Origin of the sequence: Culturomica massiliensis (assembly GCF_900091655.1) — a bacterium.
Classification (GTDB): domain Bacteria; phylum Bacteroidota; class Bacteroidia; order Bacteroidales; family Marinifilaceae; genus Culturomica; species Culturomica massiliensis.
Genome location: NZ_LT594620.1, coordinates 13,694 through 39,751, shown reverse-complemented (window position 1 = coordinate 39,751; position 26,058 = coordinate 13,694). Strand labels below are relative to the sequence as shown.

15 protein-coding genes and 1 tRNA gene are annotated in these 26,058 nt (G+C 42.5%); 8 read left to right on the top strand and 8 right to left on the bottom strand.

The features are described 5' to 3' along the window. Positions 1-65: 65 nt before the first annotated feature. A complete protein-coding gene (locus BN8908_RS00600; RefSeq protein WP_068688362.1) occupies positions 66-1,328 on the bottom strand; it encodes a hypothetical protein in 1,263 nt (420 codons plus the stop codon). Between the two features lie 874 nt (positions 1,329-2,202). On the opposite strand from BN8908_RS00600, the gene BN8908_RS00595 reads away from it, so the two are divergent. The 5 genes from BN8908_RS00595 (at position 2,203) to BN8908_RS00575 (ending at position 9,152) form a co-directional block, all read left to right on the top strand. Next, entirely contained in the window at positions 2,203-2,409 is a 207-nt protein-coding gene (locus BN8908_RS00595) for a helix-turn-helix domain-containing protein (protein ID WP_068688360.1), read from the top strand. Between the two features lie 65 nt (positions 2,410-2,474). Further along, positions 2,475-5,180 (top strand): type I restriction endonuclease subunit R, encoded by a 2,706-nt coding sequence (locus BN8908_RS00590; RefSeq protein ID WP_068688358.1) that lies wholly within the window; start codon positions 2,475-2,477, stop codon positions 5,178-5,180. Between the two features lie 4 nt (positions 5,181-5,184). Continuing rightward, on the top strand, positions 5,185-6,603 hold the full coding sequence (locus BN8908_RS00585; protein ID WP_068688356.1) for a type I restriction-modification system subunit M: 1,419 nt from the start codon (positions 5,185-5,187) through the stop codon (positions 6,601-6,603). A 3-nt stretch (positions 6,604-6,606) separates the two neighbouring features. Then, the gene (locus BN8908_RS00580) at positions 6,607-7,764 is read left to right on the top strand and encodes a PDDEXK nuclease domain-containing protein (protein ID WP_068688354.1); all 1,158 of its coding nucleotides are present in this window, start codon (positions 6,607-6,609) and stop codon (positions 7,762-7,764) included. Between the two features lie 5 nt (positions 7,765-7,769). Then, a complete protein-coding gene (locus tag BN8908_RS00575) occupies positions 7,770-9,152 on the top strand; it encodes a restriction endonuclease subunit S (protein WP_068688351.1) in 1,383 nt (460 codons plus the stop codon). A 30-nt stretch (positions 9,153-9,182) separates the two neighbouring features. Here BN8908_RS00575 and BN8908_RS00570 read toward each other — a convergent pair whose 3' ends face one another. Further along, positions 9,183-9,986: a tyrosine-type recombinase/integrase gene (locus tag BN8908_RS00570; RefSeq protein WP_068688349.1), complete on the bottom strand. Its 804-nt coding sequence runs from the start codon at positions 9,984-9,986 to the stop codon at positions 9,183-9,185. Positions 9,987-9,992: 6 nt separating this feature from the next. On the opposite strand from BN8908_RS00570, the gene BN8908_RS00565 reads away from it, so the two are divergent. Beyond that, positions 9,993-10,517 (top strand): restriction endonuclease subunit S, encoded by a 525-nt coding sequence (locus BN8908_RS00565; protein WP_235837397.1) that lies wholly within the window; start codon positions 9,993-9,995, stop codon positions 10,515-10,517. Here BN8908_RS00565 and BN8908_RS00560 read toward each other — a convergent pair. Beyond that, positions 10,512-11,747, bottom strand: coding sequence for a restriction endonuclease subunit S (locus BN8908_RS00560; RefSeq protein WP_068688347.1), 1,236 nt, complete (start codon positions 11,745-11,747; stop codon positions 10,512-10,514). The genes BN8908_RS00565 and BN8908_RS00560 overlap by 6 nt on opposite strands. Before the next feature lie 565 nt (positions 11,748-12,312). Here BN8908_RS00560 and BN8908_RS00555 point away from each other — a divergent pair. Further along, entirely contained in the window at positions 12,313-13,881 is a 1,569-nt protein-coding gene (locus BN8908_RS00555) for an Ig-like domain-containing protein (protein WP_082989188.1), read from the top strand. A gap of 482 nt (positions 13,882-14,363) precedes the next feature. On the opposite strand, the gene BN8908_RS00550 is transcribed toward BN8908_RS00555, so the two are convergent. Together BN8908_RS00550 and BN8908_RS00545 are read right to left on the bottom strand one after the other, a co-directional pair. Next, positions 14,364-15,512 (bottom strand): acyltransferase family protein, encoded by a 1,149-nt coding sequence (locus BN8908_RS00550; protein ID WP_068688343.1) that lies wholly within the window; start codon positions 15,510-15,512, stop codon positions 14,364-14,366. A 265-nt stretch (positions 15,513-15,777) separates the two neighbouring features. After that, positions 15,778-15,850: transfer RNA gene (locus tag BN8908_RS00545), tRNA-Thr, on the bottom strand. Positions 15,851-15,938: 88 nt separating this feature from the next. Here BN8908_RS00545 and BN8908_RS00540 point away from each other — a divergent pair. Continuing rightward, the gene (locus BN8908_RS00540; protein ID WP_021986966.1) at positions 15,939-16,493 is read left to right on the top strand and encodes a phosphatase PAP2 family protein; all 555 of its coding nucleotides are present in this window, start codon (positions 15,939-15,941) and stop codon (positions 16,491-16,493) included. Between the two features lie 11 nt (positions 16,494-16,504). On the opposite strand, the gene pbpC is transcribed toward BN8908_RS00540, so the two are convergent. The 3 genes from pbpC to BN8908_RS00525 are packed head-to-tail and all read right to left on the bottom strand — an operon-like array spanning position 16,505 to position 26,056. Beyond that, the gene (gene pbpC, locus BN8908_RS00535) at positions 16,505-18,871 is read right to left on the bottom strand and encodes a penicillin-binding protein 1C (RefSeq protein ID WP_068688341.1); all 2,367 of its coding nucleotides are present in this window, start codon (positions 18,869-18,871) and stop codon (positions 16,505-16,507) included. Positions 18,872-18,889: 18 nt separating this feature from the next. Further along, positions 18,890-19,780, bottom strand: coding sequence for a PorP/SprF family type IX secretion system membrane protein (locus tag BN8908_RS00530; RefSeq protein WP_074042446.1), 891 nt, complete (start codon positions 19,778-19,780; stop codon positions 18,890-18,892). 3 nt (positions 19,781-19,783) lie between these two features. Further along, positions 19,784-26,056: a T9SS type B sorting domain-containing protein gene (locus BN8908_RS00525; RefSeq protein WP_068688337.1), complete on the bottom strand. Its 6,273-nt coding sequence runs from the start codon at positions 26,054-26,056 to the stop codon at positions 19,784-19,786. Positions 26,057-26,058: the final 2 nt, after the last annotated feature.

Here is a 26,058-nt window from a genome sequence, read left to right as displayed (position 1 = left end):
GTCGAAGACTTAAAATTATTATTCTACCAAGGAATCTGTCAAACAGCTTAATTTTAATAGTTAAATCAGGCTGTTCGCAAAATCAACGCTAGCAGATATTCGGCAATAATTGTAGAAGAAGCACCGACAAACACCTTTTCACTCAATTTTACCCAATTTTTTTCAATATAATTGAGAAATTTTACCTTGTTGCCTTCCTGCGCCAATTCGAGGAGTTTTGTCATTTCACAAATTTGCTGATCGTTGAACATACCGTTTTTTAAAGCTTCGGGTATTTTCTCTCCGATGAATTTGAAATCGACTTTCGTGAATAATTTTTTAAAATCAGATTTCGTATAACGGTCGACAAGCTTCTCCACCATACCCTTCAAATCTTCCCAGTTAAATCCGTTAAAATCATTATCGGCATCGAAAGCCATATTCACAATCGGGTTTTGTCCGATACCGAATCGGTTCGGCTGCAACAATTTATATTGAACGGCTTTTATATAGGCGATTGCCCGTTTGCTATTGACGATCTCATTTTTCTTCTGAATACCTGCGTTAAGAAATTTAATGGTCTGGACGACGGTTTGTTTTTCCGCATGAATACGGACCAAAGCCGTCCTCAACCTGTGAAGTATCTTATAATCAATATGGTATTCGTCTGTACGCACCACAATCCATACAGGAACTCCTGCATGTTTATAAAAATACAATTTAAATCCCGATTTTTCAAAATCAGCTACTTCAACACTTTCTTCAGGAATAATATTCGGATCTTTCGCCTCTGCACTACTGATTTCAATATAACTCATCAAATCCCCGGTCATATTCCACGATGAAGACATATTTCCGACATTTTTCAAACAACAGGAGGATTTGAGATACAATCCCGATATATATTTTCCACCTTCTTTCAAAGTCGTTTCGTCATACCCGCCAACTGCATTCCTTACAAAAATCTTACTGCCGAAAATTCTGGTCAATACATCGGTTAAAAAAACACCGGGGCGCTGATACACCGTAAAAGATACCTCATAACGTCCCAATAAATCACCGTCGGAGAAAAAACGTCGTCCTTTACAAATACTCCGAAAACCTTCGTTATATAAACGAACCTCATCAGCACTCAAACGGGAAAAACGAATTGCCCGCCGGCCGTTACAAAAACGACGTTCGCCCGGCCAGCAACTAACACTTAAAGTCTTTCGTTCCTCTACTTTTCCAAAATGCCGGATCGTACTTTTAAAATCAGGACAAGGAAAATCAGGAACCGGTAAACGCTCAACGTCATCCTTGGCAAAATAACGGGCATCTACGATAGGGTAATGCAAGATCAGATACATAATTTCAAATTTAAAAAAAGGATGGACTAGCCCATCCTTTAAAATACGACAATTTTACGCCGTATGTACAAACAGCCCATGCTTTCACAGACCGGGGCTTCAGACCACTTAAACTTTCGGAAGACGGTATGATATAATTTCCAAAAGAGTTAAGGTAACGATCTTTATAAGCCACTTTTTACGTACTTACATGATACAAATATATAAATTTATAAACAAAAACAAAATATTATAATAATATTTTTAAATGAAATTATACATTTTATCTTTTATATAGTATATACATTAGGACATTTATGTAATTAAACAAAAAAGTCCAACCGGACTTGAATTGTCACTCCGATACTTTTAGAATTTATATTGACTTTATGAACCGGTTTACTAAAACAACATCCCATTGCTTACAAGGTCATTTTACACCTATAGTACCACAAACAGGTAAGAATCAGCATAAACTTATGATATACAAACAATTGAAATACACCTATATATTACTGCAAATCATTTGCACAAGCGATATTTTATAGGTATTTTATAATTGGCAAAATTCTAAATCTGTCACGATAATGTCACAATAAATAAAACAGGTCATCACGGAAAAAACTCGAGGAGGCGTGTCGAGTTTGCGAACAACGACAAAATCTCTGTAAAACACATTAATATCATACTTTTTATGTAATTTTACATTCAAATGGGGTAAACTCCATTCAAAACATATTAGAAATAAGAAGAAGCGTTATGCTGATCTTGTGAATTGGAAACGTAGGAAATTTCACAATTACACACAGGGATGGCATAGTGGTTTTCATGCATATAGCGATCCGGACTATTGAATATAATTCACTATATTTACACAATAAAATTGCATCTAAGAATGAAACTAAATAGGATAAAGGCTGTCTTGTCGGACAAAGGTATCTCTCAGACGTGGTTGGCTAAAAAGCTTGATAAAAGTTTCAGCATGGTCAATGCCTATGCTTGTAACAGAATCCAGCCTAATTTGGAAACATTGCAGCAGATTGCAGAAATTCTTCAAGTGGATTTGAAGGATTTGATAACAGACAAGAACGAACGTCAATAGCGTTTATGAACGTCCATTATTTTTTAGTGTGCAACTTCCGATAATATAGAAATATAGGAATATATATGACACCAGAAGAAAAAGCGAGGCAAAAAATAGATCAGTGGTTTACCGATGCAGGTTGGAAGGTAGTTGATAGAGAAGAGTACGAACCTACTTGTACGGCTGTCGCTATAAGAGAAGGGCTGCTAAAGGGTAATCTTGAAGCCGATTATTTCCTTTTCATTAATGGAAAGGCCGTTGGTGTGCTTGAAGCTAAAAGAGAAGATATAGATGCCTTTTCCAATAAAGTATGTGAACAGGTTGCTTTATATGCCAGAAGTGTTCCCAATATCTATCAGGCATATCAGAAACCATTACCTTTCATTTTTACTTCAAATGGAAAAGAATTATATTTCTGCGATTTTCGCAAACAAGATGCTTGTTTCAAACAGATAATGACTATCCCCACACCTTATGAGTTGGTTAAACAGTTAGGGATAAGTGATTATTTTGCCGGACTTCCGACTTTGCGTAAAAAAGGATTGCGTGATTGTCAGTACGAAGCTGTAACCGAGTTGGAAAAGAGTTTCCGGAGTGGACAAAATCGTGCTTTGATGGTGTTGGCAACGGGTGCTGGCAAAACATATACCGCCTGTCTTGCTGCATATCGTATGCTATCATATACTCCCATGCGAAGAATTCTGTTCCTTGTAGATAGGAACAATCTTGGCAAACAAGCTGAAGGAGAGTTCGGTACCTTCCGATTGACAGAAAACGGAGATGCGTTCAATACCATATTTACAGTGAACCGACTTCGTTCCTCATCCATACCATCCGATAGCAATGTGATTATTTCGACCATACAGCGTCTTTTCTCATTTCTAAAAGGAGAAGCCATCGAAGATAATGACGACGATGACGACAACGAGCCGACAGAAGAAGTAACATTGCCGCCTAATCCTAACTTGCCGCACGACTATTTTGATATGATTATCATAGACGAGTGTCACCGTTCCATTTATGGGAATTGGCGCAAAGTATTGGAATACTTCGATACGGTAAGACTTGTGGGATTGACCGCTACGCCTATTCCTGAAACAATGGCGTTCTTCAACAACAACCGCATTGTCAACTATACATTGGGAAAAAGTATTGTTGACGGTGTAAATGTAAATTGTCGTGTATATAGAATCAAGACACAGGCCACCGAAAACGGAGGAGCCATCTTAGAGGGAGAAAAGGTAAAGGAGGAGACACGCTATACCGGAGAAGTGAAAACCGTCTGCAACAAGGAGACGAAAAACTACACCAATAAAGAACTAAACCGAAGTATCATCAATCCGGCACAAATCAAACTCATTCTGTCCACTTATCGCGATGTTGTATATACTGAATTGTTCAATGACCCGCAACGGGAAGCTAACTTTGACTATCTGCCCAAAACATTGATATTTGCTCTCAACGAAGCTCATGCCACCAATATCGTACAGATAGCCAAAGAGGTGTTCGGGCGTCCTGATGACCGCTTCGTTCAAAAAATTACCTATTCGGCAGGTGACAGCAACGAACTGATACGCCAATTCCGCAATGACAAGGATTTCCGCATTGCCGTGACCTGTACATTGGTTGCCACCGGTACGGATGTGAAGCCGCTTGAGGTGGTGATGTTTATGCGTGACGTAGAATCTTTGCCCCTCTACATACAGATGAAGGGGCGTGGCGTGCGTACCATCGGAGACGAGCAACTACGCAATGTTACTCCAAACGCATTCAGTAAAGATTGTTTCTACTTGGTAGATGCGGTGGGAGTAACAGAACATGAAAAGACTATTCCGACTACGACTGACGAACCAACGACAAAGACGATCACTCTTAAAGAACTATTGGAACGTATCAGTCATGGCTACCTTCCCGATGAGTATCTGAAGCGTCTTGCGGCAACGCTTGCCCGAATATACAATAAGGCGGACAACTCGCAGCGAAATGAGTTTGTACGTTTGGCTCATGACGACATGAAGGAACTTGCTTCCAGAATTTATGATGTGCTTGAAAACAACGCTCTTCCACCGTTTGTCAGTACGAATGAACCGAACAACGAGCGTAAAGGCTTGGTTTCCCCGCTTGCCCACCATGCAGATGCACGGCGGTACTTACTCATTCTTGCCGCCGGGTTTATCAATACCTTGATGCCGGGCGAAGATACACTTATCTCTAAAGGATTTTCCATAGAGGAAGCCAAAAGCACGACAGAGGCTTTCGAGGAATTTTGCAAGGAACACAGTGATGAGATAGAGGCGCTGCGCATTATTTACAACAACGAAGGCGAACCGATAACCTATTCGATGCTAAAGGATTTGGAAAACAAACTCAAAATGGCAAACAGTCATTTCACATCCAAGCAACTTTGGAACTCGTATGCCATTGTAAATCCAAACAGTGTGCGACGCTCTACCACCAAAGAAGAAAGTGAAGCTCTGACCAATATTATACAACTCGTGCGCTTCGCTTTCCGTCAAATCGAACGGTTGGATAGTGTAGTCGCTACATCCAAACAATATTTCAACCTGTGGCTGGGACAAAACCAACGCGAAATAACCGATAAACAGCGTGAGGTTATCGGTCGCATAGTAGATTATATCGCATCCAATGGAGCTTGTACCGTCAGGGATATTCGTGAAGATGACGCTACCCATGCGGCACAAATGATTCGTGCATTCGGTAATATGCAAAAAGCCGACGAAGCACTACAATCTCTTTATACATTTGTAGTTTTAAGAAAAGCAGCATAAATCTATGGCAACAAATAACATAACAGAGCAATCGCTCACTAAAAAAGTTTGGAATCTGGCAACCACTCTTGCCGGACAAGGTATCGGGTTCACCGATTATATCACTCAGCTTACCTATCTTCTGTTTTTGAAGATGGATGCTGAGAATGTAGAAATGTTTGGAGAAGAATCGGCGATTCCAGTTGGTTATCAGTGGGCAGATTTGATTTCTCTTGATGGTCTGGATCTGGTCAGGCAGTATGAAGAAACGCTGAAATTACTTAGCGAACAAGAAAATTTGATTGGCACTATTTATACCAAGGCGCAAAACAAAATTGACAAGCCTGTTTATCTAAAAAAGGTCATTACCATGATTGATGAAGAGCAATGGCTCATCATGGATGGTGATGTGAAAGGTGCTATCTACGAAAGCATTCTCGAAAAGAACGGACAAGACAAGAAAAGTGGTGCAGGACAATACTTCACTCCCCGTCCGCTCATCAAAGCAATGGTCGATTGCATAGCCCCGCAAATAGGTGAAACGGTTTGCGACCCAGCTTGTGGTACAGGCGGTTTCCTGCTGACGGCTTACGATTATATGAAAGAACAGTCGGCAAGTAAGGAGAAACGTGATTTTTTGCGTAACAGTGCTTTGCATGGCGTGGATAATACTCCATTGGTCGTAACACTTGCCTCTATGAATCTCTATTTGCATGGTGTAGGTACAGACCGAAGTCCGATTGTTTGTGAAGATTCGTTGGAGAAAGAGCCATCAACGCTTGTGGATGTGATACTTGCAAATCCTCCTTTTGGAACACGTCCGGCAGGTTCTGTTGATATCAACCGACAGGATTTCTATGTGGAAACAAAGAACAATCAGCTGAATTTTCTTCAACACATGATGCTGATGCTTAAAACAAGTGGCCGTGCCGCTGTAGTATTGCCGGACAATGTACTTTTTGAAGGCGGTGCCGGAGAAACGATACGTAAGAAGCTACTCACAGATTTCAACCTACACACTATCCTTCGTTTGCCTACAGGTATATTCTATGCACAGGGAGTAAAGGCCAATGTGCTGTTCTTTACAAAAGGACAACCTACAAAAGAGATATGGTTCTACGACTATCGTACAGACATCAAACATACTCTTGCCACCAACAAACTCGAACGCCATCATTTGGATGATTTTGTTTCTTGCTATAATAAAAGGGTAGAAACCTTCAATGCAGAGAACAATCCACAAGGACGGTGGCGGAAATATCCGGTAGAAGACATCCTTACCCGCGATAAGACAAGTCTTGACATTACATGGATAAAGCAAGGTGGGGAAGCTGATGACCGCTCATTAGCGGAGCTGATGACAGACATAAAGGATAAAAGCCAGAAAATAAGTGCTGCTGTGGCTGAACTTGAAAAGTTGCTTGCAAACATAAATGAAGATTGAGTTATGGAAAACAATAAGATAGCCACATCAATGGAGCAACAATTTGGAGAAGTCATAGATATTATTCTCCAACATAAAAGCCGTGCTTCAAGGGTCGTTAACGAGGAGCTATTACTCACGGCCTGGCTTGTAGGAGGATATGTATCAGCCAAGCTGAAAAGCGAGGAATGGGGAAGTAAGATTGTATCGCAGTTATCCGAATATATCCGTTCCCAACGACCGGACATCAAGGGGTATAGCCGGAGGAACATTTACAATATGGTGATGTTTTATGATGAATATTCATCGGAAACATTCATCGGAACTGTAGAAAAATATCTGAATGCCGAATTTGTGCAGGCGGTGCCTGCACAAATAGAAATGCCCCCAATATTTCCATCACAAGAAACAACTGCAATAGTGCAGTCAATGCCTGCACAAATCGTCCAGTCAAAAACTGGACAAATGCCTAAGATATTGGAGTTGATAACATTGACTAATCATATAGAGATTCTTTGCCGATGCAAAAGCAATGAAGAACGGCTTTTCTATATTCTCTATGCCAATAAGGAACATTTAGCGAGCCGTGAACTTCAAAGATGCATCTCCAACCAAACATATACAGCTTTATTAAGTAGCAGGGACAATATGTCAAAAGGATTACTTGAAGCATATCCCAATGCTCCGGTCATGTTCAAAGACACGTTATTTGTGGATTTCCTGAATTTGCCAAAGAAGCATAGTGAATCAAGGCTGAGAAACGGTTTGGTGGAACACATGAAGCAGTTTATTCTTGAACTCGGCAAGGACTTTATCTTTATGGATCAAGAGTATCGTCTCAATATTGGCGCATCTACATTTAAGGCAGACTTGCTGTTCTTCCATCGTGGTTTGCAGGCATTGGTGGCTGTGGAATTGAAAAAGACAAAATTCCACCCTCACGATCTTGGGCAATTGGAGTTTTATCTGGAAGCACTCGATAGAGATGTGAAACGTTCCAACGAGAATCCCTCTATCGGTATTATTCTCTGCCCAGATGCCGACCGGGTAGTGGTGGAATATGCCATGAGCCGAAGCATGAGCCCCACGATGATTGCCGAATATAAACGCATTCTCATTCCGCAAGAACGTATGCAACAACAACTGAATGAGTTTTGCAATCTATTCTTAGACAAAGACTAATCGTCATGGATACAAAGAAATTACGTCAAAAGATACTCGACCTTGCCATTCGTGGTAAACTCGTTCCACAAGACCCGAACGATGAGCCTGCATCTGTGCTGCTTGAACGTATCAAGGCAGAAAAGGAACGGTTGATAAAAGAGGGAAAAATCAAAAAAAGTAAGAAGTCGGCAAAAACTTCCGATACGCCCCATTATGAGAACGTGCCATTTGAGGTACCGAATAATTGGGTGTGGACGACCTTAGGAGAAATATTTAACTTACAGGCTGGTAAAAACATTACAGCTAAAGATATCTTTACCAGACAAGATACGGACCATCGTTTCCCTTGTTATGGCGGCAATGGACTCAGAGGATATGTTAGTAGTTATAATAGAGAGGGACACTTTCCTCTAATTGGAAGGCAGGGAGCATTATGTGGTAATATAAATGAAGCTAATGGACAATTTTATGCCACTGAACACGCAATCGTTGTTGATACACATTGTGAAACTAATATTGATTGGGCTATTAATGTATTATTATATTTGAATCTAAATCAATACGCAACTTCTACAGCACAGCCAGGATTATCTGTTGGTACAATCAATGAAGTTATGATCCCTGTACCTCCGTTAGAAGAACAGCAAAGAATATCTCAAAGAATAAATGACTGGTTTGCCTTGATAGATAAAATTGAGCAAGGTAAAGCCGATTTACAAGTAACCATTAAGCAAGCCAAGAACAAGATTCTCGATCTCTCCATTCACGGCAAACTCGTACCGCAAGAACCGAATGATGAACCTGCAAGTGAACTGCTCAAACGTATCAATCCTAAAGCGGAAAACACTTGTGATAACGGGCATAAGTGGAAGTTACCTCAAAGTTGGTGCTTGATAAAGCTTAAGGAGGCATTTACTATTAATCCCAGGAACAAGGCAAATGATGACACAGATGCTGGTTTTGTACCAATGACAAATATCTCGGATGGATTCTCTAATCTCTTTGATTATGAATTGAGATTGTGGGGAAAAATTAAGTCAGGATTCACACATTTTGCAGATGACGATATTGCTGTTGCTAAGATTTCACCATGTTTAGAGAATAGAAAATCCGTGATATTACAAAATCTTCCCAACAACATTGGAGCAGGGACAACAGAGCTTCATATATTTAGGTCGAATTATACAATTCCTTTATATGGTTTGTATTTTTTCAAATCAAACTATTTTATTGGAGAATGTGTGGGAACATTTAATGGAGTTGTTGGGCAGCAAAGAGTTGGTAAAAATGTAGTCGAAGATATTTTGTTCCCTTTGCCACCATTTGCCGAACAGCGACGCATTGTTCAAAAGATAGAGGAACTTTTCTCAGCCCTTGATAATATTCAAAAAGCCTTAGAAGTGTAATCATTTACACTTCTAAGGACTGTCGGAAGATTACCAATTTACCACCTTATCTACAATTTTCTGTTGTTCACTGGCTGTTCTTCGGAGATAGATGCGAGTTGTTTCAATACTTTCATGCCCCATAAGATCAGCAAGCAGGGCAAGATCGTTGAAACGGTCAAGAAAATTCTTTGCAAAACGATGACGGAATGAATGAGGATAAACCACTTCTTTATTCATTCCGTATTTTACTGCAAAATGTTTCAGTTGTTGGGCTATACCACGTGTCGTGATACGGTCTCCAAATCGGTTTAGAAATATATAGCCTGAAGTAAGCCCTTTTTCTTTGAGCCATTTCGTAGCTTCAATACGCAAGTTCTTCGGAATATACAAACGACGTATTTTTCCGCCTTTACTGTAAAGGTCAAGATGCCCAACTTGTACATGCTCAGCTTTGATGTGGAGTAGTTCGCTGACACGTGCTCCAGTGGCAGCCATAAACCATACGACAAAATACCACTCGTCATAACTGTCGGCTTTCAAGCGTGTTTTGAGAAACTTGTAGTCTGCATCGCTGATTACGTTCTCTAAGAAGTTCTTTTGTTGTACTTTGACGAATTTCACTTTCAGTTTCTCCTGTTTCGCGAATTCCAGATACTTATTGATGCCCTGTAATCGTAGATTTACCGTTTGCGGCTTGAAGTTCTCCACTAAATACCCCTTATATGCTAAGAGGTTCTTTTTATTTACTTCTCCATAATGACTGAGGAAATACTGCACCGTCCACACATACGATGTAACAGTGTTTTTTGCCAAATTTGTCTTGGCGAGATAGTTTTTGAATTTTGTTACCATATTATATTGATTTATAATAAATACGGTAACAATATAAGAGAATGTATCGGGCATTATAAGAACTTGCCTGACTCATGGGCTATATGCAAGCTCGAAGATATTGTAGATTATGAGCAACCTACGGCATACATTGTTAATTCTACAAGTTACAAGGATAATTACCCAATACCAGTTTTAACAGCTGGCAAATCATTCATCATCGGGTATACCAATGAAGTTGAGGGTATATATTCCAAATTGCCTTGCATCATCTTTGATGACTTTACTACAGATTCAAAACTTGTAAATTTCCCCTTCAAAGTAAAATCATCTGCCATAAAGATTTTGCAAGTTAAAAAGGGCATTGAAATAGAATTTGTTGCGATGTTTATGAGCATCACCCGCTTAATTGGTGATACTCATAAACGATATTGGATTTCAGAATATTCAAAATTGATAATACCTGTACCGCCACATGCAGAGCAAAAGCGAATTATAGATGCTGCTTATAAAGCATTCGCTAAGCTGGATACAATCATGGAGAGTTTATAGATTCTTCATGATTGCATCAAGATGCTTATATGCAACGTTTATCGCATTAACAATCCTCTGTTGTTCATTATAAGGTGGTATTGGCACTTCTATAGCTCTGAATAATTTTTTGTTCAAGTGCGGAATGGCTGAACCGACCTTGTTTTCCCGTAATGTTTTACGATGCGAATTGATAACTTGTAGAATATAATCAGTATTCATATTGCTGTTTATGGTCAACTGCTTGAATGTACTACCTTGATAACCTTCAATCGGCGTTCGGAATACTTCACCGGAGTTCTCTCCATCTACCAGTACCAAAAGAGAATTTGCGGCAGCATATTTCCCGGCAGTTAACATCTTAGTATCATGCTCTCCACGCAAATATTTGACATCAAGATATATTCTTTCTATACCACTCTGCTTTTCTCCATCGGTCAAAGAACATAGCATCTGCATAGGCACGACGCACCATGAATCAGGCAAGTTCTTATAATGCCCGTTATCACAAGTGATTTCAGCTTTCGGATTGATACGTTTGAGCAGTTCGCTTGCAGGTTCATCATTCGGGTCTTGTGGTATGAGTTTACCATGAATAGCAAGGTCAAGAATTTTATTCTTGGCTTGATTAACAACAGTTTGCAAATCAGATTTCCCTTGTTCGATTTGGCCAATTAAAGCAAACCAACGTTCAATCTCCACCATGATACCTTTCTGCTCTTCTAATGGAGGTAATGGGAGAAACATTTTTTCTAAATTATATTTAGGTAATCCTTCTCTTCCGCTACCTGTAATCTTCATTGTCTTCGCAAAGAAAGAGGATAAAATAAATATATGTAGGTATTCAGCTTTAACCAATATGGGACGTAAAATACAAACATGCTGGCTAACATTTCCTCTATCAATCATATTGGGAACAATAGTACAACGTCCTAATGAACCACCAGTTATATTCAACAGTAAATCATTAGGGAGGACTTCGGTGCCAATCATTGATTTATGTACTTCTTTAGAAATATACTTTATATCATCAAGTACAATACCATCATTATGTACATTTTGAGAGCGAAAGAAAATAATACCATTTGATGAATAGTTACTTCCTTTGGGAGTACTACCTGACCCTATCTTTGAACAAATATTTTCAATAGTTGTCCACACCCAATTATTCGGTACCTCAAATGGCACGTTCTCATAATGGGGCGTATGTATAGTAAGCGATGAAGCAAATTGGAAAATAATGTGCTTAATCTCTTGCCACAGCTTGCTGAATGAGTGGCATTTCCAAACGGCATTTCAGCCGTTTGGAACATGATGCTTCTGATATACAAACAATTGAAATACACCTATATATTACTGTAAATCATTTGCACAAGCGATATTTTATAGGTATTTTATAATTGGCAAAATTCTAAATCTGTCACGATAATGTCACAATAAATAAAACAGGTCATCACGGAAAAATAAATTCGAGGAGGCGTGTCGAGTTTGCGAACAACGACAAAATCTCTGTAAAACATATTAATATCATACTTTTTATATAATTTTACATTCAAATGGGGTAAACTCCATTCAAAACATATTAGAAATAAGAAGAAGCGTTATGCTGATCTTGTGAATTGGAAACGTAGGAAATTTCACAATTACACACAGGGATGGCATAGTGGTTTTCATGCATATAGCGTGGACTGCTATTACTACATTCGTGTGTAAAGGTTTTCCTACGACCTCCAATTCGGAACGTGGCATTGCAGTTCCACGCTTCTGTGTTTAATAAAAAGGTTCTTGTGGTAGCTGGAGAACGCTCTTTTTATATATGAAAAAACATTTGTTTTTATTAATGCTTTCGGCGGCGACTATCCTCGCCGGTTGTAGCAAAGACGAAGGCGGAAACGGAGATCCGTTCACTCCGCCGATACAGGAACAACTCACACAAAGCGCCTATGCCGATAACGAGAATACGGGCGGAGGCTTTTCGTTCACGGCCGATGCCCCCTGGACGGCAACCGTGAACGAAGTGCAAGCACAGGCTCCGGCATTGGCATTCGTACAGGTAAAATCAGACACACGCGCTGCCGATAACAACAGCAATAACGTAGTCTGGCTAAAACTCTACAACGGCAACAGCGAGGCATACAGCGGCAGTGCCGGGACAATTACGCTCCGTATCGAGATCGACCAGAACTATACGGGCGAACGACGTGAGGCCCAGATCACCATCCGTTCGGGCAACAACACCTTTACCGTAACGGTTGTACAAGAAGGAATCAAACAGGACGGCAGCCAGAACGAACCTCCGGTCAAAGTGACGAAAATTACCCTCGACAAGACCGAACTCTCACTTGAATCAGGTGCTAAAGCGACGCTGACCGCCACGGTAGAGCCTGCCGACGCCACGATCAAATCAGTGATATGGTCGAGCAGCAATCCGGAAGTCGTAAACGTAAATCCCGTAACCGGAGAAATAACCGCGATAGCCAACGGACTGGCGACCGTTACAGCGACTTCTTCCTCTAACAAAGAAGTGTCGGCATCCTGCGCGGTAACGGTGGGCGGCAGCGATCCCGAACCCCAGCAAAAACTGCTGAAAAAAATTACCGTGAAGACTGTGGACGAAGACGGAGAATCCATTACCACGACCAAATTAACATACGACGACCAGAACAGGGTCTCCGGTTCTACCACCGAGAATTTCGACGGCCCGGGAACATCCACCACATCGACCTACACCTATGAAACCGGCACGATAAAGGCGGTATATGATTATACCAATACCGAAGGGCACGGTACGGGCGGCGCCACGTACAAGATGGATCAGAGCGGTTACGCGCTGTCGTCCCATATCGAATACATCATGGACAATACCCCCGAAGACAAGGAGAGCTCGGACGTCGAATATAAATACAATGCGGACTGGCAACTAACTCAGGTGATCGAAGAACACCCATACCTGTCATTGACCAGTCAAGAGGTCGAAAGAACGGTCACTTCCCAGACCTGGGAAAATGGAAACGTCATCACTTCCGACACCTACCGATACAGCAAACGGGCGGATACAGAACCCAGCTATCGGTATAAAAGCACGGCGACATACGGAACAGACAAGGTAACGATGAATATAGATATTGTCATGGGTATAGGGACTATGTATGTCCCCGGTGCTTACGAGGATATGCTCCCCGTTTTCGGTAAGATGAGCGAATACCTGCCTGTAGAGATCAAATCGTATTACTGGTCTACCTCCGAAACGAAACCTTCGGAACCGGATGAGATCACAAAGTATCAATACAAAATCGTTGACGGTTATCTGATGCAAGCCATCGTAACGACAACCTTCTCCGATTCCAGCGTCACGACCGACACGTACGAGTTCGAGTACGAATAGCGGATGCATCCGGATGAATAAAAGCCACTTCCTTATCAAGGAAGTGGTTTTTTATTGGAACAAAAATTCCACAGATATCATGTGCCGCGTTCCATACCGAGGGCTTCGGACAGTATGGTCTGCATCGCCCGTCCGGTCTTCGCCTTAACCCTCTCGCCGATGTACTTAAGTTTCCTAAAATAAAGTATTGCCATTTCCGCTTTCTTTTCCAAACGGCAATAGCGATCCCTCAGCTAACAAACGAAGATCAACACGTACAAATTCTAAATTGTTTGACAAAGGGATTCGTCGTCAGCTCTATTTAATCTATAATTTAAAATCGTAAATCTAAAATCTACAATTTATATGTAGGTTTACGATTTCAAATTATACCCACAACCCTTGTAAAAAGAGAAATGACAAATCAAAAATAAAAGTACAATTAAATATATTTTTACAATTTTCGGGCTCCGAAACATCATACCATCTAAAATCCCATAGCATTAAGCTTTCAAAAAGATTTTATGCCGATACAACACATAAAGCAGAGAGTATACGAAACCGATATTGATCGTCAGAATTAACAAATGATAAAAATCACTTCCGATGTATTGCCTCATTCCCCAAAAAACAGAATGCCCGATACATGAGAAAGAAATAACACCGACTTCAGCACTCAGTACATAAGCCAATATAGAGTTCATGCCAATCACTTTCAACCAGGTCCATCCCTTACGATAGCCTTTATAATCGATCAGATAATAGAATAACCCCATCAACCAGAAACAATAACCGCTGCTCACCAGCACCATAGAGCTGGTCCATATCCGTTTGATAACAGGCATTTGCAATCCCCATAGCCAACCGATAGCAACCATGGCTGTACCGATACCGAAAAGCCATTTCCACTTGGCGGACGAATCCAGACGACTTCTCAATATTTCTCCGGCAAACACGCCCGTCATCACGGTTGCCCCAAAATTCAAGCTGCTAAGTATCCAGGTATAATCATACCATTGAAGAAAAATAACTTTCCCGGATTCATCAAGACAGGCTCCATCCCGCCAACGTCCCAGCACAACCCGATCCACCCATTCTGCCAGATTTCCCTGTGCCGTATAATCACCACCGCCATATCCATCCACGGAGACAAAGGTCAGTAATGCCCAATATATCCCTAATAATCCTACAGTGACAAAGATCTGCCCTTTTGGCCTACAATGCAGATAGATAACTGCTGAAATCAAATAACCTACGGCAATTGCCTGCAAAGTATTACTGAATAACTTTAGTACGTTTATATCCAGAGCAAACAGATTTCCCTGACACACCATTCCCAATATCCACAAAACGATTACACGCCGGAAAATCCGTTTGTATATTTTTCCGTATCCCTCCCCTGCTTTCAGATATTTTCCAAAAGCAAAAGGCACAGAAACACCCGCCATAAACATAAATAAAGGCATAACCAAATCCCATAAGGCAAACCCGGCCCATTGTACATGAGAAAACTGTTGCATAACCGGCTGCAACCAGGAATAATGTCCCGTATCGTAAAAAGCCCACAGCAGAGGACACAAAATTGTCAGACAAAAAAGATCGAATCCCCTCAGCACATCAAGAGATTCTAAGCGACCGGAACCTGGATTCATATACTACAATTAAAAAAATATTCTATCAACGAATGAACGGAAAATTGTTTTAAGGAACGTTTTAATTGTAGATTTTAGATTTACGATTTTAGATTATACCCACAACCTTCCCCTGTAAAAAGAGGAATTATAAAAAATAAATCTACAATTATCGTGTAATTTTCATCCCAAAAACAATATAAAACTATCTTTTCTCTAAAAGAGAAAAGAGGTTGATAAATACAATCAACCTCTTTCCCGGTAATATTGCCCTGACGTTCAGGAGAGCCACTTGCGAGACTTGAACTCGCGACCTACGCATTACGAATGCGTCGCTCTACCAGCTGAGCTAAAGTGGCATTAGCGGGTACAAAAGTAATAATAATTTCAAAAGAAAAAACGATATATCCAATTTTTTTTATCTTTGACGTTCCTTATCATACAGCGATGACAAACAAATATCTATTAGTATTGTATTTTCTGGTAAGTATATCCATTACTTTCACAAGTCAGGCCCAATCCCGTAAGTTTATCGACCGGTCAACCGATGTAGCCATGTTTATCAATCCCGTTGCCGGGTTCATCGGTTCTCTGGCAACAGGCGATTACCGGGGCACCAGGCAATTGGTAATCGGAGGGACCAGTAGCATCGCCCTGACTTACATTTTGAAATACAGTATAAAGAAAGAACGTCCTGACGGCAGCGACCACCATGCTTTTCCTTCCAACCATACTGCTGTTGCCATGCAAGGAGCTACTTTTTTACAAAGGAGATACGGCTGGAAATTCGGAATACCAGCTTATGCCATCACTGCATACGTCGGCTGGGGACGCGTCTACGCCAAACAACACGATATCTGGGATGTTTTGGGAGGAGCTGCCATCGGAGCTGCCGGTGGCTATTTATTTACCCGGCCATTCGCTGAAAAACACAATCTGACCTTAACACCGACCGTTACTCCTGAAGGAACTCCGGGAATCTATTTTTCTATGACCTTCTGAACAGTAGATGACTATTTTCCAACTACCCGGAATTTCTGTTGCAATGTATTTCCGTCATCATCCATTAACGTGAGTGTATGTAATCCCTCTGAAGTATCGAATTTCATCTGGTGAATATGGCGGGTTGAACCGATATACCGGTCATCAATATGCCAATATACTTCTGCTAACGGATTCCGGTGTGCCAGTTCAAACACAACAGTCCCTTTCGTCCCGCCAAAATCCCGGGGTATAAAAACACGTGTACCTTTTTGCGGATAGATCATTTCCATTACATCTCCGGACGGGTTTTTACAATCGGGACGCCAGGGCGGTAATTTCCGGTAATCACCATGCGTACGAATGTAATACCATTCCTGTACCGGCGTCAGTACAAACCAAGGCACCGTCTGCATATTATATACCTTCTCGCATTCCGAATGCACCTGCCATTTTCCGCTTTTGTCCAGGTGTATCCAACGGTGATAAGGACAAATCCCCGTACGAACACCGGTTTCACATACCCGAAGCGTATCTTTCCCCTCACATATATCCGAAGCCCGGTATCCGCTTTTCCGGCATACGACGACCTCTTTCATCTCATCGACAGGCATAAACAGATGCGTAGAAACAGGCAACAATCCGGCAACTTCAAACAAAACAGGCGCTGCAGCTCTTACGCCAACCAATCCGGGACGCCCTTCTCCATCGGCATTCCCCACCCAAACACCGATTACCCAATCGGCATTCACCCCTACAGCCCAGGCATCCCGAAATCCGAAACTGGTACCTGTTTTCCAAGCCAAATCCATACGGGAGGCAAAATTCTTCCATCCGGACTCCAGTTCTGGCCGCTCTACCTCTCCCAATGCTTCCAAGGTTAGCCACACAGCAGAAGCTTTTAATGGGACATCAAAACTGCTGCACTCTGTCAGCGCCGGTTTTTTAATATCCCGCCACAATTTCAGCCGATCGTATTCTCCCTGGAAATAACTACCGTCCTGTTCGTTATAATGCCGTAATGTAGATACCATCCCACCGTACATATTACAAACATCCCACAACGACACTTCTGCACCACCTAAAATAAGACTCAAACCGTAATCATCTGCTTCCCGGTTCAAAGTCGTTATACCCAATCGTTTCAGATCGTCATAAAAACGTGTATAACTATAGTCCTTCAACATCCGGACAAAAGGGATATTCAACGAACTGGCCAAAGCTTTGTCTGCCGGGGCCACGCCCTGAAAACTCCGGTTAAAATTTGAAGGAGCATACCCTCCGAAACGGGAAGGAACATCAGGTACCAATGTTCCCGGTAAAATATACCCGTTTTGCTGCATCAGTCCATATAAGGCCGGTTTAAGAATACTTCCGGAACTGCGCACTGCTGTAATAATATCGACATCATTACCGCGGCTTCCCGGCTGCGACGGACTATTCCCCACATACGCAAGAACTTCTCCATCCGAAACACGAGTCACCAATACAGCCATATTGTAAATATGATTCGCTCCCAACAGGCGACTGTGACGTTCCACTATTTCATTCACCCTTTTTTGCAGACGATTATCGATAGTGGAATGACAAACTTCACCTTTTCTCGACCGGATTGCTTCGGTCAACAGATGCGGAGCGGTATTCCCGGAGAAATAAATTTGTTCGGGCAATGCTTCTTCCAAAGCCAGTTTATAATCCTCTTTTTCTATTTTCCCATTTTTATACAACTGTTCCAGTAAACGATCCCGTTTCTCTTTCACTAAACGCGGATCACTCAACGAAGGAGCATTCGGAAGCACCGCCAACAAAGCCGCTTCTCCCCAACTCAATTGTTCCGGATTGCGTCCGAAATATTTAAGTGAAGCCGCACTTAATCCGACTACATTTCCGCCAAAAGGGGCATGTCCGGCATACAAACGGAGTATCGCATACTTGGAATAACTCTGTTCCAATCTCAATGCCAACAACAACTCCCGGAATTTTTCCCAATAAGTACGAGGTGGATTTTTCCGTGACAACCGGATTACTTGCATCGTTAACGTACTCCCCCCGCTAACGACCTTCCCCGCAGACATATTCAAATAGAAAGCCCTTCCCAATGCCAACCAATCCACGCCATTATGCCCGATAAACCGTTTATCTTCAAATGTAAGTAGCGCTTCAAGGTATTTGGCAGGTAAGTTTCCGTTCTCCCGAAACCGGAATTGTTCGTCATCGGCTACCTTTACACCGATAATCTCCTCATTCCGGTCCAGCAATACCGTAGAATAAGGGACGTCAAACAAAGGCGAAGGCAGCATAAACCACCACAGCAGAAAAAACAAAAAAAACGACACCGCTCCCGACACATATACCCCCGGTCCCGGCTTTATCTTCCAACTATATCTTTTGCGTAACATTTTCTTTCCGGGAAAGTTCTATTTCTTTATACGGAAAGCCATCATCAATTCGTGAGCTCCGGTAACATCCGATCTCGACTGCCCGATCGTAAAATCATAAGAATAATTGAGACTGACATAATCGGAAACAATCACCCCAAGCAAACCGATAATTGCATCTGCCACAAAGCGCTCACTAACCCGGTAAGCTAATCCGAGATTGATCTTATTCCGGTATTCTGTCGTCGCCCCTACCTCATAAATACGTGTTTTTTTATTGATAGCAGCAAACAAGGAGGGGGTCAACCGCCAATCTTCCGTCAGGTTCATTGCATAATTTCCGTAGACATAATAGTGTGGGGTAATTTTCGGATTATTCTTTCCCTTTGTGATATGAGCGGCAGCCAAACCGACATTCAGACTCTTCCAGTGATATTCTAGTCCCACGTCGAAATCGGCAATCGTTTCTTTTTCCAGCATATAGGTTATCTCCGGATCTTCCGGATCCTCCGGATTAAAATTCCGCTCGTCCGAACTGTTATATATCACTCCGACTGCTAATCCCAAAGCAACATACGAGTTATCATTCAATTTCAAATGATAAGCATAGGAACCTTTAAAATTTATCGATTTGGAAAAACCGATCTCATCCTTAACAAAAATAACACCTACTCCTGAATTATATTTTCCGAAATAATTATCTGCTGCCACAGCCTGGGTACTGGGTGCACGATCGAAACCGATCCATTGTTCCCGGAAAAAAGCCCGTAAATTCACTGTCGTCGGATCTTCTCCCGCTGCGGCCGGATTATAGCAAAGCCGCCCCAGATAGCGATGACTCAGATTTACGTCCGTCTGTCCCCGGCTTTGCATCAAAGTACCGAAGATAAACAACACTATACTCAATATCTTTATACTGTTTCTCTTCACGTTTTATCTTTTTACCGTCACACTTCTTTTATATTCTGCCGAACGACCGTTCTCAAAACGAACCCTTACGACATAAAAATAAGTTCCCGCTGTCACCAACTGATTTTTATAACGTCCATCCCAGCCCTCCTTACCGGAATACAGTAAATTTCCCCAGCGATTATAAACTTTCAATTCATAGCCTTCCAGCAAGCGGTCGTTCCAACCGTCATTGTTGGGAGTCAGCACATTCGGCAAATCGACATCCGGAGCATACACATTCAATGAATCGACCTGTACACAACCGTCTTTCTGAACCCGTATGCTTACCCCGTACATTTTATTCGGTTGCCAGCCGTATACAATACACTGCTGTCCGTCACTCTCCCACAAGCGGCCATTTATCCGGAACTCGTAATTATCGTAAAAATCTTCATCCACAGATATTGTTATCGGGTCTTTTACGCTCATCTGTCCGAACTTCACATCAGAACGCAATGTCAGCTTCAAACGGTCCTTTACCGTCATAAACACCGGTTCACTTCTCAGATTACTACCGCAATGTGTCTTTACAATCCGGCAATACCAACGGGAAACCTCCGGATCATTCAACGTCAGATCCTGCATATTCGCCGTATCGATCCGCTCCCAGGTACCTCCGGCTCCCGTCTGGCTCGTTTCCCAATAATAAGAATCTACATAATCACTCAAATCCCTGTCTCCCGCATAAGCGTCCGAGCCCCGAATGACAACCGGTATCCCTGCACACACCTCACCCGGATTTTCCAATACATTCCGAACCATAGCAGCATTCCACAAACGGGCCTCCACGACATTACCGGCATAAACGACGCCGTCTACTGTCGCATCCCGGCGGAAAAGCGTATTCATTCCGACACCTTCATATACCGTCAAATCTTTCCCATAAGCCTGCTCTACCGGTTCCCAATTTTTTCCAGTATTCTTATACCAACGATAGGTAGCATCCAGTTCCTGCATATCAGAACCCTCCAAAGTAAAAGGAGACCACTGGCAGTAATAATCGCCGGCCAAAACCACTCTATTACTTTTTTCAGGATCGACAACTTTTACTTTCAATACATTGCTGTAGTCCTCACACCCACCGCCATCCGGGAATAACAATTTCCGGCGCAGCCAGCATATACTCTCCGTATGTATTCCTTCCAACTGTAAAAATGCCGATGCTGCATTCGCCAAAACCATCCAATCCGTTTTTCCATCCTTACTGATTTCCCACCGGTAAGTAGCATTTTCCACCGATGTTCCTTCTATGATCCCCGCTTCCCCGGCAATAATAGTCCCGACCTGACTGATCCTGTTATCCGTTCCGTTATATATCACATTCAGATGCACGACATTACTGTAACAATTTTCATCCGCCGCCGCATAAAGTATCCGCCGCCGGAGTGCGACATTCTCCGTAGCCGGCCACAATACATTACAACCTGTACTGTCCGTAACCATCCAACTATTTTCCTCATCATAACTGCACTCCCAACGATAAGCGACACCACCGTCACCGATAGGCGTTCCTTTTACCGGAACAATCACATCCCGGCATACATTCGATAATTCACTTGCAATCCGGTTATCTTTATCGTTATCGAAAACATACACTGTCACTTCATTACTACCTATCGAATCTCCGGCCTGTGAAGGCAAATATACATAACGCATATAAGTAGTCCGCTCATCCAACATCGTCTCCAGATTCCATCCCTCCTTACCTGCCATCAATATCCATTCTTCTTTCTGACGACTGTACCAACGGTATTTAACACCGGGAATATCGACAAAATTACCGGTCAAGCGTATCGGAGTATTTCTCGGTACTAAACTACCGGCATACATGATCCGATTCTGTCCCTTATCATACACATTTACAACAACCGTATTGCTATACAACACCCGGTTATCCACCAAAGCTCCCCGGCGATACATCGTTATTGTCCCGGGAGTCACCTGTAATTCCCGCTTTTCCTCTCCTGTCATTACAATCCACTCTCCTCCTTCATTCTTTTCCCAACAGTAACCGACTCCTTTCCGCTCCGGACTATCGGTATGCACCGTAATTTCCGTACCCGAATAAATCAACGTATCTGCTGCCTCCAAATAAATCCGGTTTTCTGCCGCATTATTATAGACTTCAACTTTCACTATAGTCTCCATATTCGGACAAGCCCACCCTGCCCCGCTCAAAATACGGCGATAATAAGTAGATGTATCCGGCGCATACAACGTCATATTACTCTCTGTTTCTCCCGGTAAATCGATCCAATGGCTTCCATCCTCACTCATTTCCCACTGATAGTTCATTCCTTGCAAAAGCAAAGTCGTTCCTTCGAGTACAACCTTATCTCCCGTTATCACCAATCCTTCCGGTGCAACAATCCGATTCGAATCGGGTACATATACTGCCAAACGGATATCCTGCACGGTCACCTCTCCACAAACAGTAGTCGCCAACAATTGTAAACGCTTTCCGCCCATCGCGGCAGTAACAACGGTGTCGATGACTTCCGGGGTTTGCATCGTCTTCAAAGATGTTTCTGTCAATGTAGCTCCATCCCACAACCGCCAACGCCAGTTATCGGATTCATTACCATTTAAATCCACTTCGGGCACTTGCCGTAATCTTTCTCCCATACACAATTTCAATTCGGAAGGATAACGGGATACCGGATTCATCCGTACTTTAAAACGATATTCAAATTCATCCTCGCAACGATAACTGACCTCATTGTATTCGACCATTTTAAATATCTGTACCCGAAAGGTAAATACATTACCCGCCATAAAATCGGTAGCCGTCAACACCTGTTGTCCGGATTTGATTTCCAGCACACCGTTTTCTTTCACGTCTCCGGTTCCCGGGTAAAACACAAATCCCGGCATCGTTGTTTCTTTTAACGTCACCCGATATTGTTCAGCATCTATACTTCGATAAGGAATTGTAAAGGTTTCTCCGACACAAATTTCCACCGGCTCTACCGGACAATCACAGTCGATAACCGGGTGTTCTCCGGTAATCAAGGATACCGTAGAATCTTCCGGACATACCCCGTTTCCTTTAACCACTAATTTCAAGGGAACTGCCCCTGTTCCGGTCATCCGGATATGCAAACTGTCTTTATCCGCCCAATCCGTCCGTATTTCACCGTCTTTACTCCATTCATAAACCGAAACGGCACCACCGCTTATTTCCGGGGCGACGACAACCACACTGTTACGACAGCCGAAAAGATCTGTCAAGCGTGCTATCTGTAATTTAGGAATATAGCTCAGATTCACTGTATCATTGCGCACCATCCGCTCACAAACTCCATTCAATACATAATCCAGTAAATAAAACGCCGAATCCCTTTCGATTGTAAATGTCAACTCATTTTCAGCACCTACAGTCATCTCCTGTACGGCACCCTCCCCGATACGATAGCGTAAGGAAGGTATTGTTCCATCTGCTGCCACTTGCAAGGTTACACGGTTTACATCCTGTTTGGCAACGCAATTTATCGCCGTAACCGTCACTTCCGGTTTAGGAATCCGAACCCCTTTTACGTTTTTTACATCAAAATAAGGTCTTGCCTCCTCCATATCGGCAGCAGCCTTTGCAACGACAGCTTCTGCCAATCCGATATAAAAACGGTAATCGTTCTGTCCGAACTCATCCGTACCCACCTTCAGATCGTAACCTGCAATCATACTCTCCGACGCCCATACCCGGACGCCTGTAAGCTTATCAATCCGCATCCAACGGCCATATACGGTATGACCACCGATATTCTCCAACACAGGCTGCAATATCAATTCATCCCGTTTCTCCGATACGATCCGTATCGTATCGATGCCAATACATAAAGCAGAATCCACATATTCCGAACGCAGCACATAATAGTCTTTCATTACGGGTAAACTTGCCGCGTTCCAACCGGCCAGGCTGTCGTGATCCCACGCCAAAACAAAAGCATAGTCATGCGCTACCTCATCCGCCAATGTCACTTGCAAATTCTCGATCCGGGAAGGGAAAGGATTTTTCACCCAATTCCAGTTATCCGTCCCTTTTTCACGCTGCATCCAACGCCCGATAGCAGGCATATCCTCCGGAATACCTTCACTAGTAAACCCAACCTGATATACGACCTCCCCCGGAACTTCGCAATACTCCCGGCTGATGTCCTCCAATGTGAACGTTTCATTGCCTATCGTCTCCGACAACCAATACGTTATTTCTCCCGGCTGTACATTTACCGGTTGTAACGTATCCATCACCGCCTGTGACATTGAAGCCACAAAACAGTATTCGTATTCCACATAATTGACCATTCCGATCTGTTGCCGAAACCCATTCTGTGCCGGCAATACTTCCCACAATTCACTTCCCCGCTTACGTGTCAGCCACTCTCCCCGGATAATCGATGTTACAGCCGAATTCATAGTCGGTTCAACATCGAGAATCACAGCACCTCCGGCAAAACGTTTGGTAATATTTACCGTCAACGGGATTCCCGGAATTTGATTTTCTTCCGTAGCCACATAATAATAATCAACAGTTCCGATGTTCTGATCCGGCATCGCATTCAACACGTCCGGATTCATCGCATACACAGCCCGGAAATCTCCGGTAGTAAAAGTCACCCAGTCTATCTCATTTTGATTTACCGGACGGGATTCCCCCCACCAATGCCATTCCTCTGAGCCGAAGGGCCGGTAAAGCCAACGCAGGTATACCGGAGTATTTTCAACCGACACCACCAAAGAGGGCTCCACCGACACACTGTCCTGTACCGTCACATAATCCGGAGTAACCCCATAAAGTTGTAGACAGAAATCATTCCGGAAAGTATTTTTTATAATGAAACAACCGTAATTCGGACGCTCCATCAATTGCCGGGGAGTAGCACTGCCGGTCAGTATATCCGGCGAAGCTACCTCTACGGCCACCTGAAAATCATAATTCAGATAATCGGTAGCCAAAGCAGCAACCCGATGATCAGCCGATACCTCACCGGCCCATTCCCACTCACCACCGGTCTTTAATTTCCGCATCAAACGGAAATATACTTCCGAAGTTACAGGAAAAGCATCCGCTGCCGTATTAAACACAACCGAATCCGGTTGGGAACAAAAGTCCACTCCGATTTCAAAATTACTCCAAGCCTCACAATTGTGTCCCGGAACAAAGTTTTCAGTAACAGAAAATGTCCCGTATTCATTCAACCTGACAGATTCATCCGGAACACGCTCCAATCCCGATGCAGTCAAACTCACTACCAAACGATAATCGTAATGGGTATAATTGTCTTCCGTGGTATATGTCCTTAACGAATCAGTAATACCGGTCTGATCATCCCACTCCCATGTTCCGCCCGACTTCGCTTTCCGCATCAGTCGGGTGTACACATCCAACCCTTCCGGAATATCATCGACAACAGCATCAAACCATACTTTTCCCGGTTCGGAACAAAGATCCACATTTACAACATCAGCCCTGACATCCACCGGACATAAAGAAATATCATCGATAATAAATACATTCCCTAAAGCATCGCTCTTCACACTATAAAAACTATACGTTAAATCCGAAGTTCCTTTTTCTGTATAAAGAGTATGCTCTACCCAAGCAACAGTAGCTCCTTTCTCTATGTCCTTCGTCTTCCCGGATGTTTTTATAGTCCCACTTTCCAACACAACTTCAACATTAGGATTTGCTCCTGCCTGTCCTGATTTTACGGCATTTCCTATAAATACTTTAAACTGATATACCCTACCCGACTTCAGATCCTCATTTGTCAAGGTATTTCGATTATTTATAGAATTCTGAAACACAAAAGAATTTTCAGACGTAGCAGCATTCGCAATAAAAGCCAATCCATTACTTTGATCCGGATTCGTATGATCGATTTTTACATGCCAGGTCTTGATTGCGGCACCGTCACTACCCAAAATTTCCCCATTACTTCCCAAACAATATCTACCATTCCCCCCATATAAATCATACATCGAACTATTTCTATAAGCTGTAATACCTATTATTTTATACGACCTTTTAGCAAATTCATAATCAATCCGGGTACATTTATCGTTTTTTAATTCTCCGCGATAACTATACATATTTTTTCCGTCCTGATAATCTTTTCCAAAACTTTTCCAATCATCAGGTACTGTCCCGAAATCCTCCGTAAATACCGGATCACCGATCCTTACCTGTCCGTATCCGGCAACAGATAAAATCAATCCCAGTACTATCAAAATATATTTTTTAAAGCTATAATTCATAT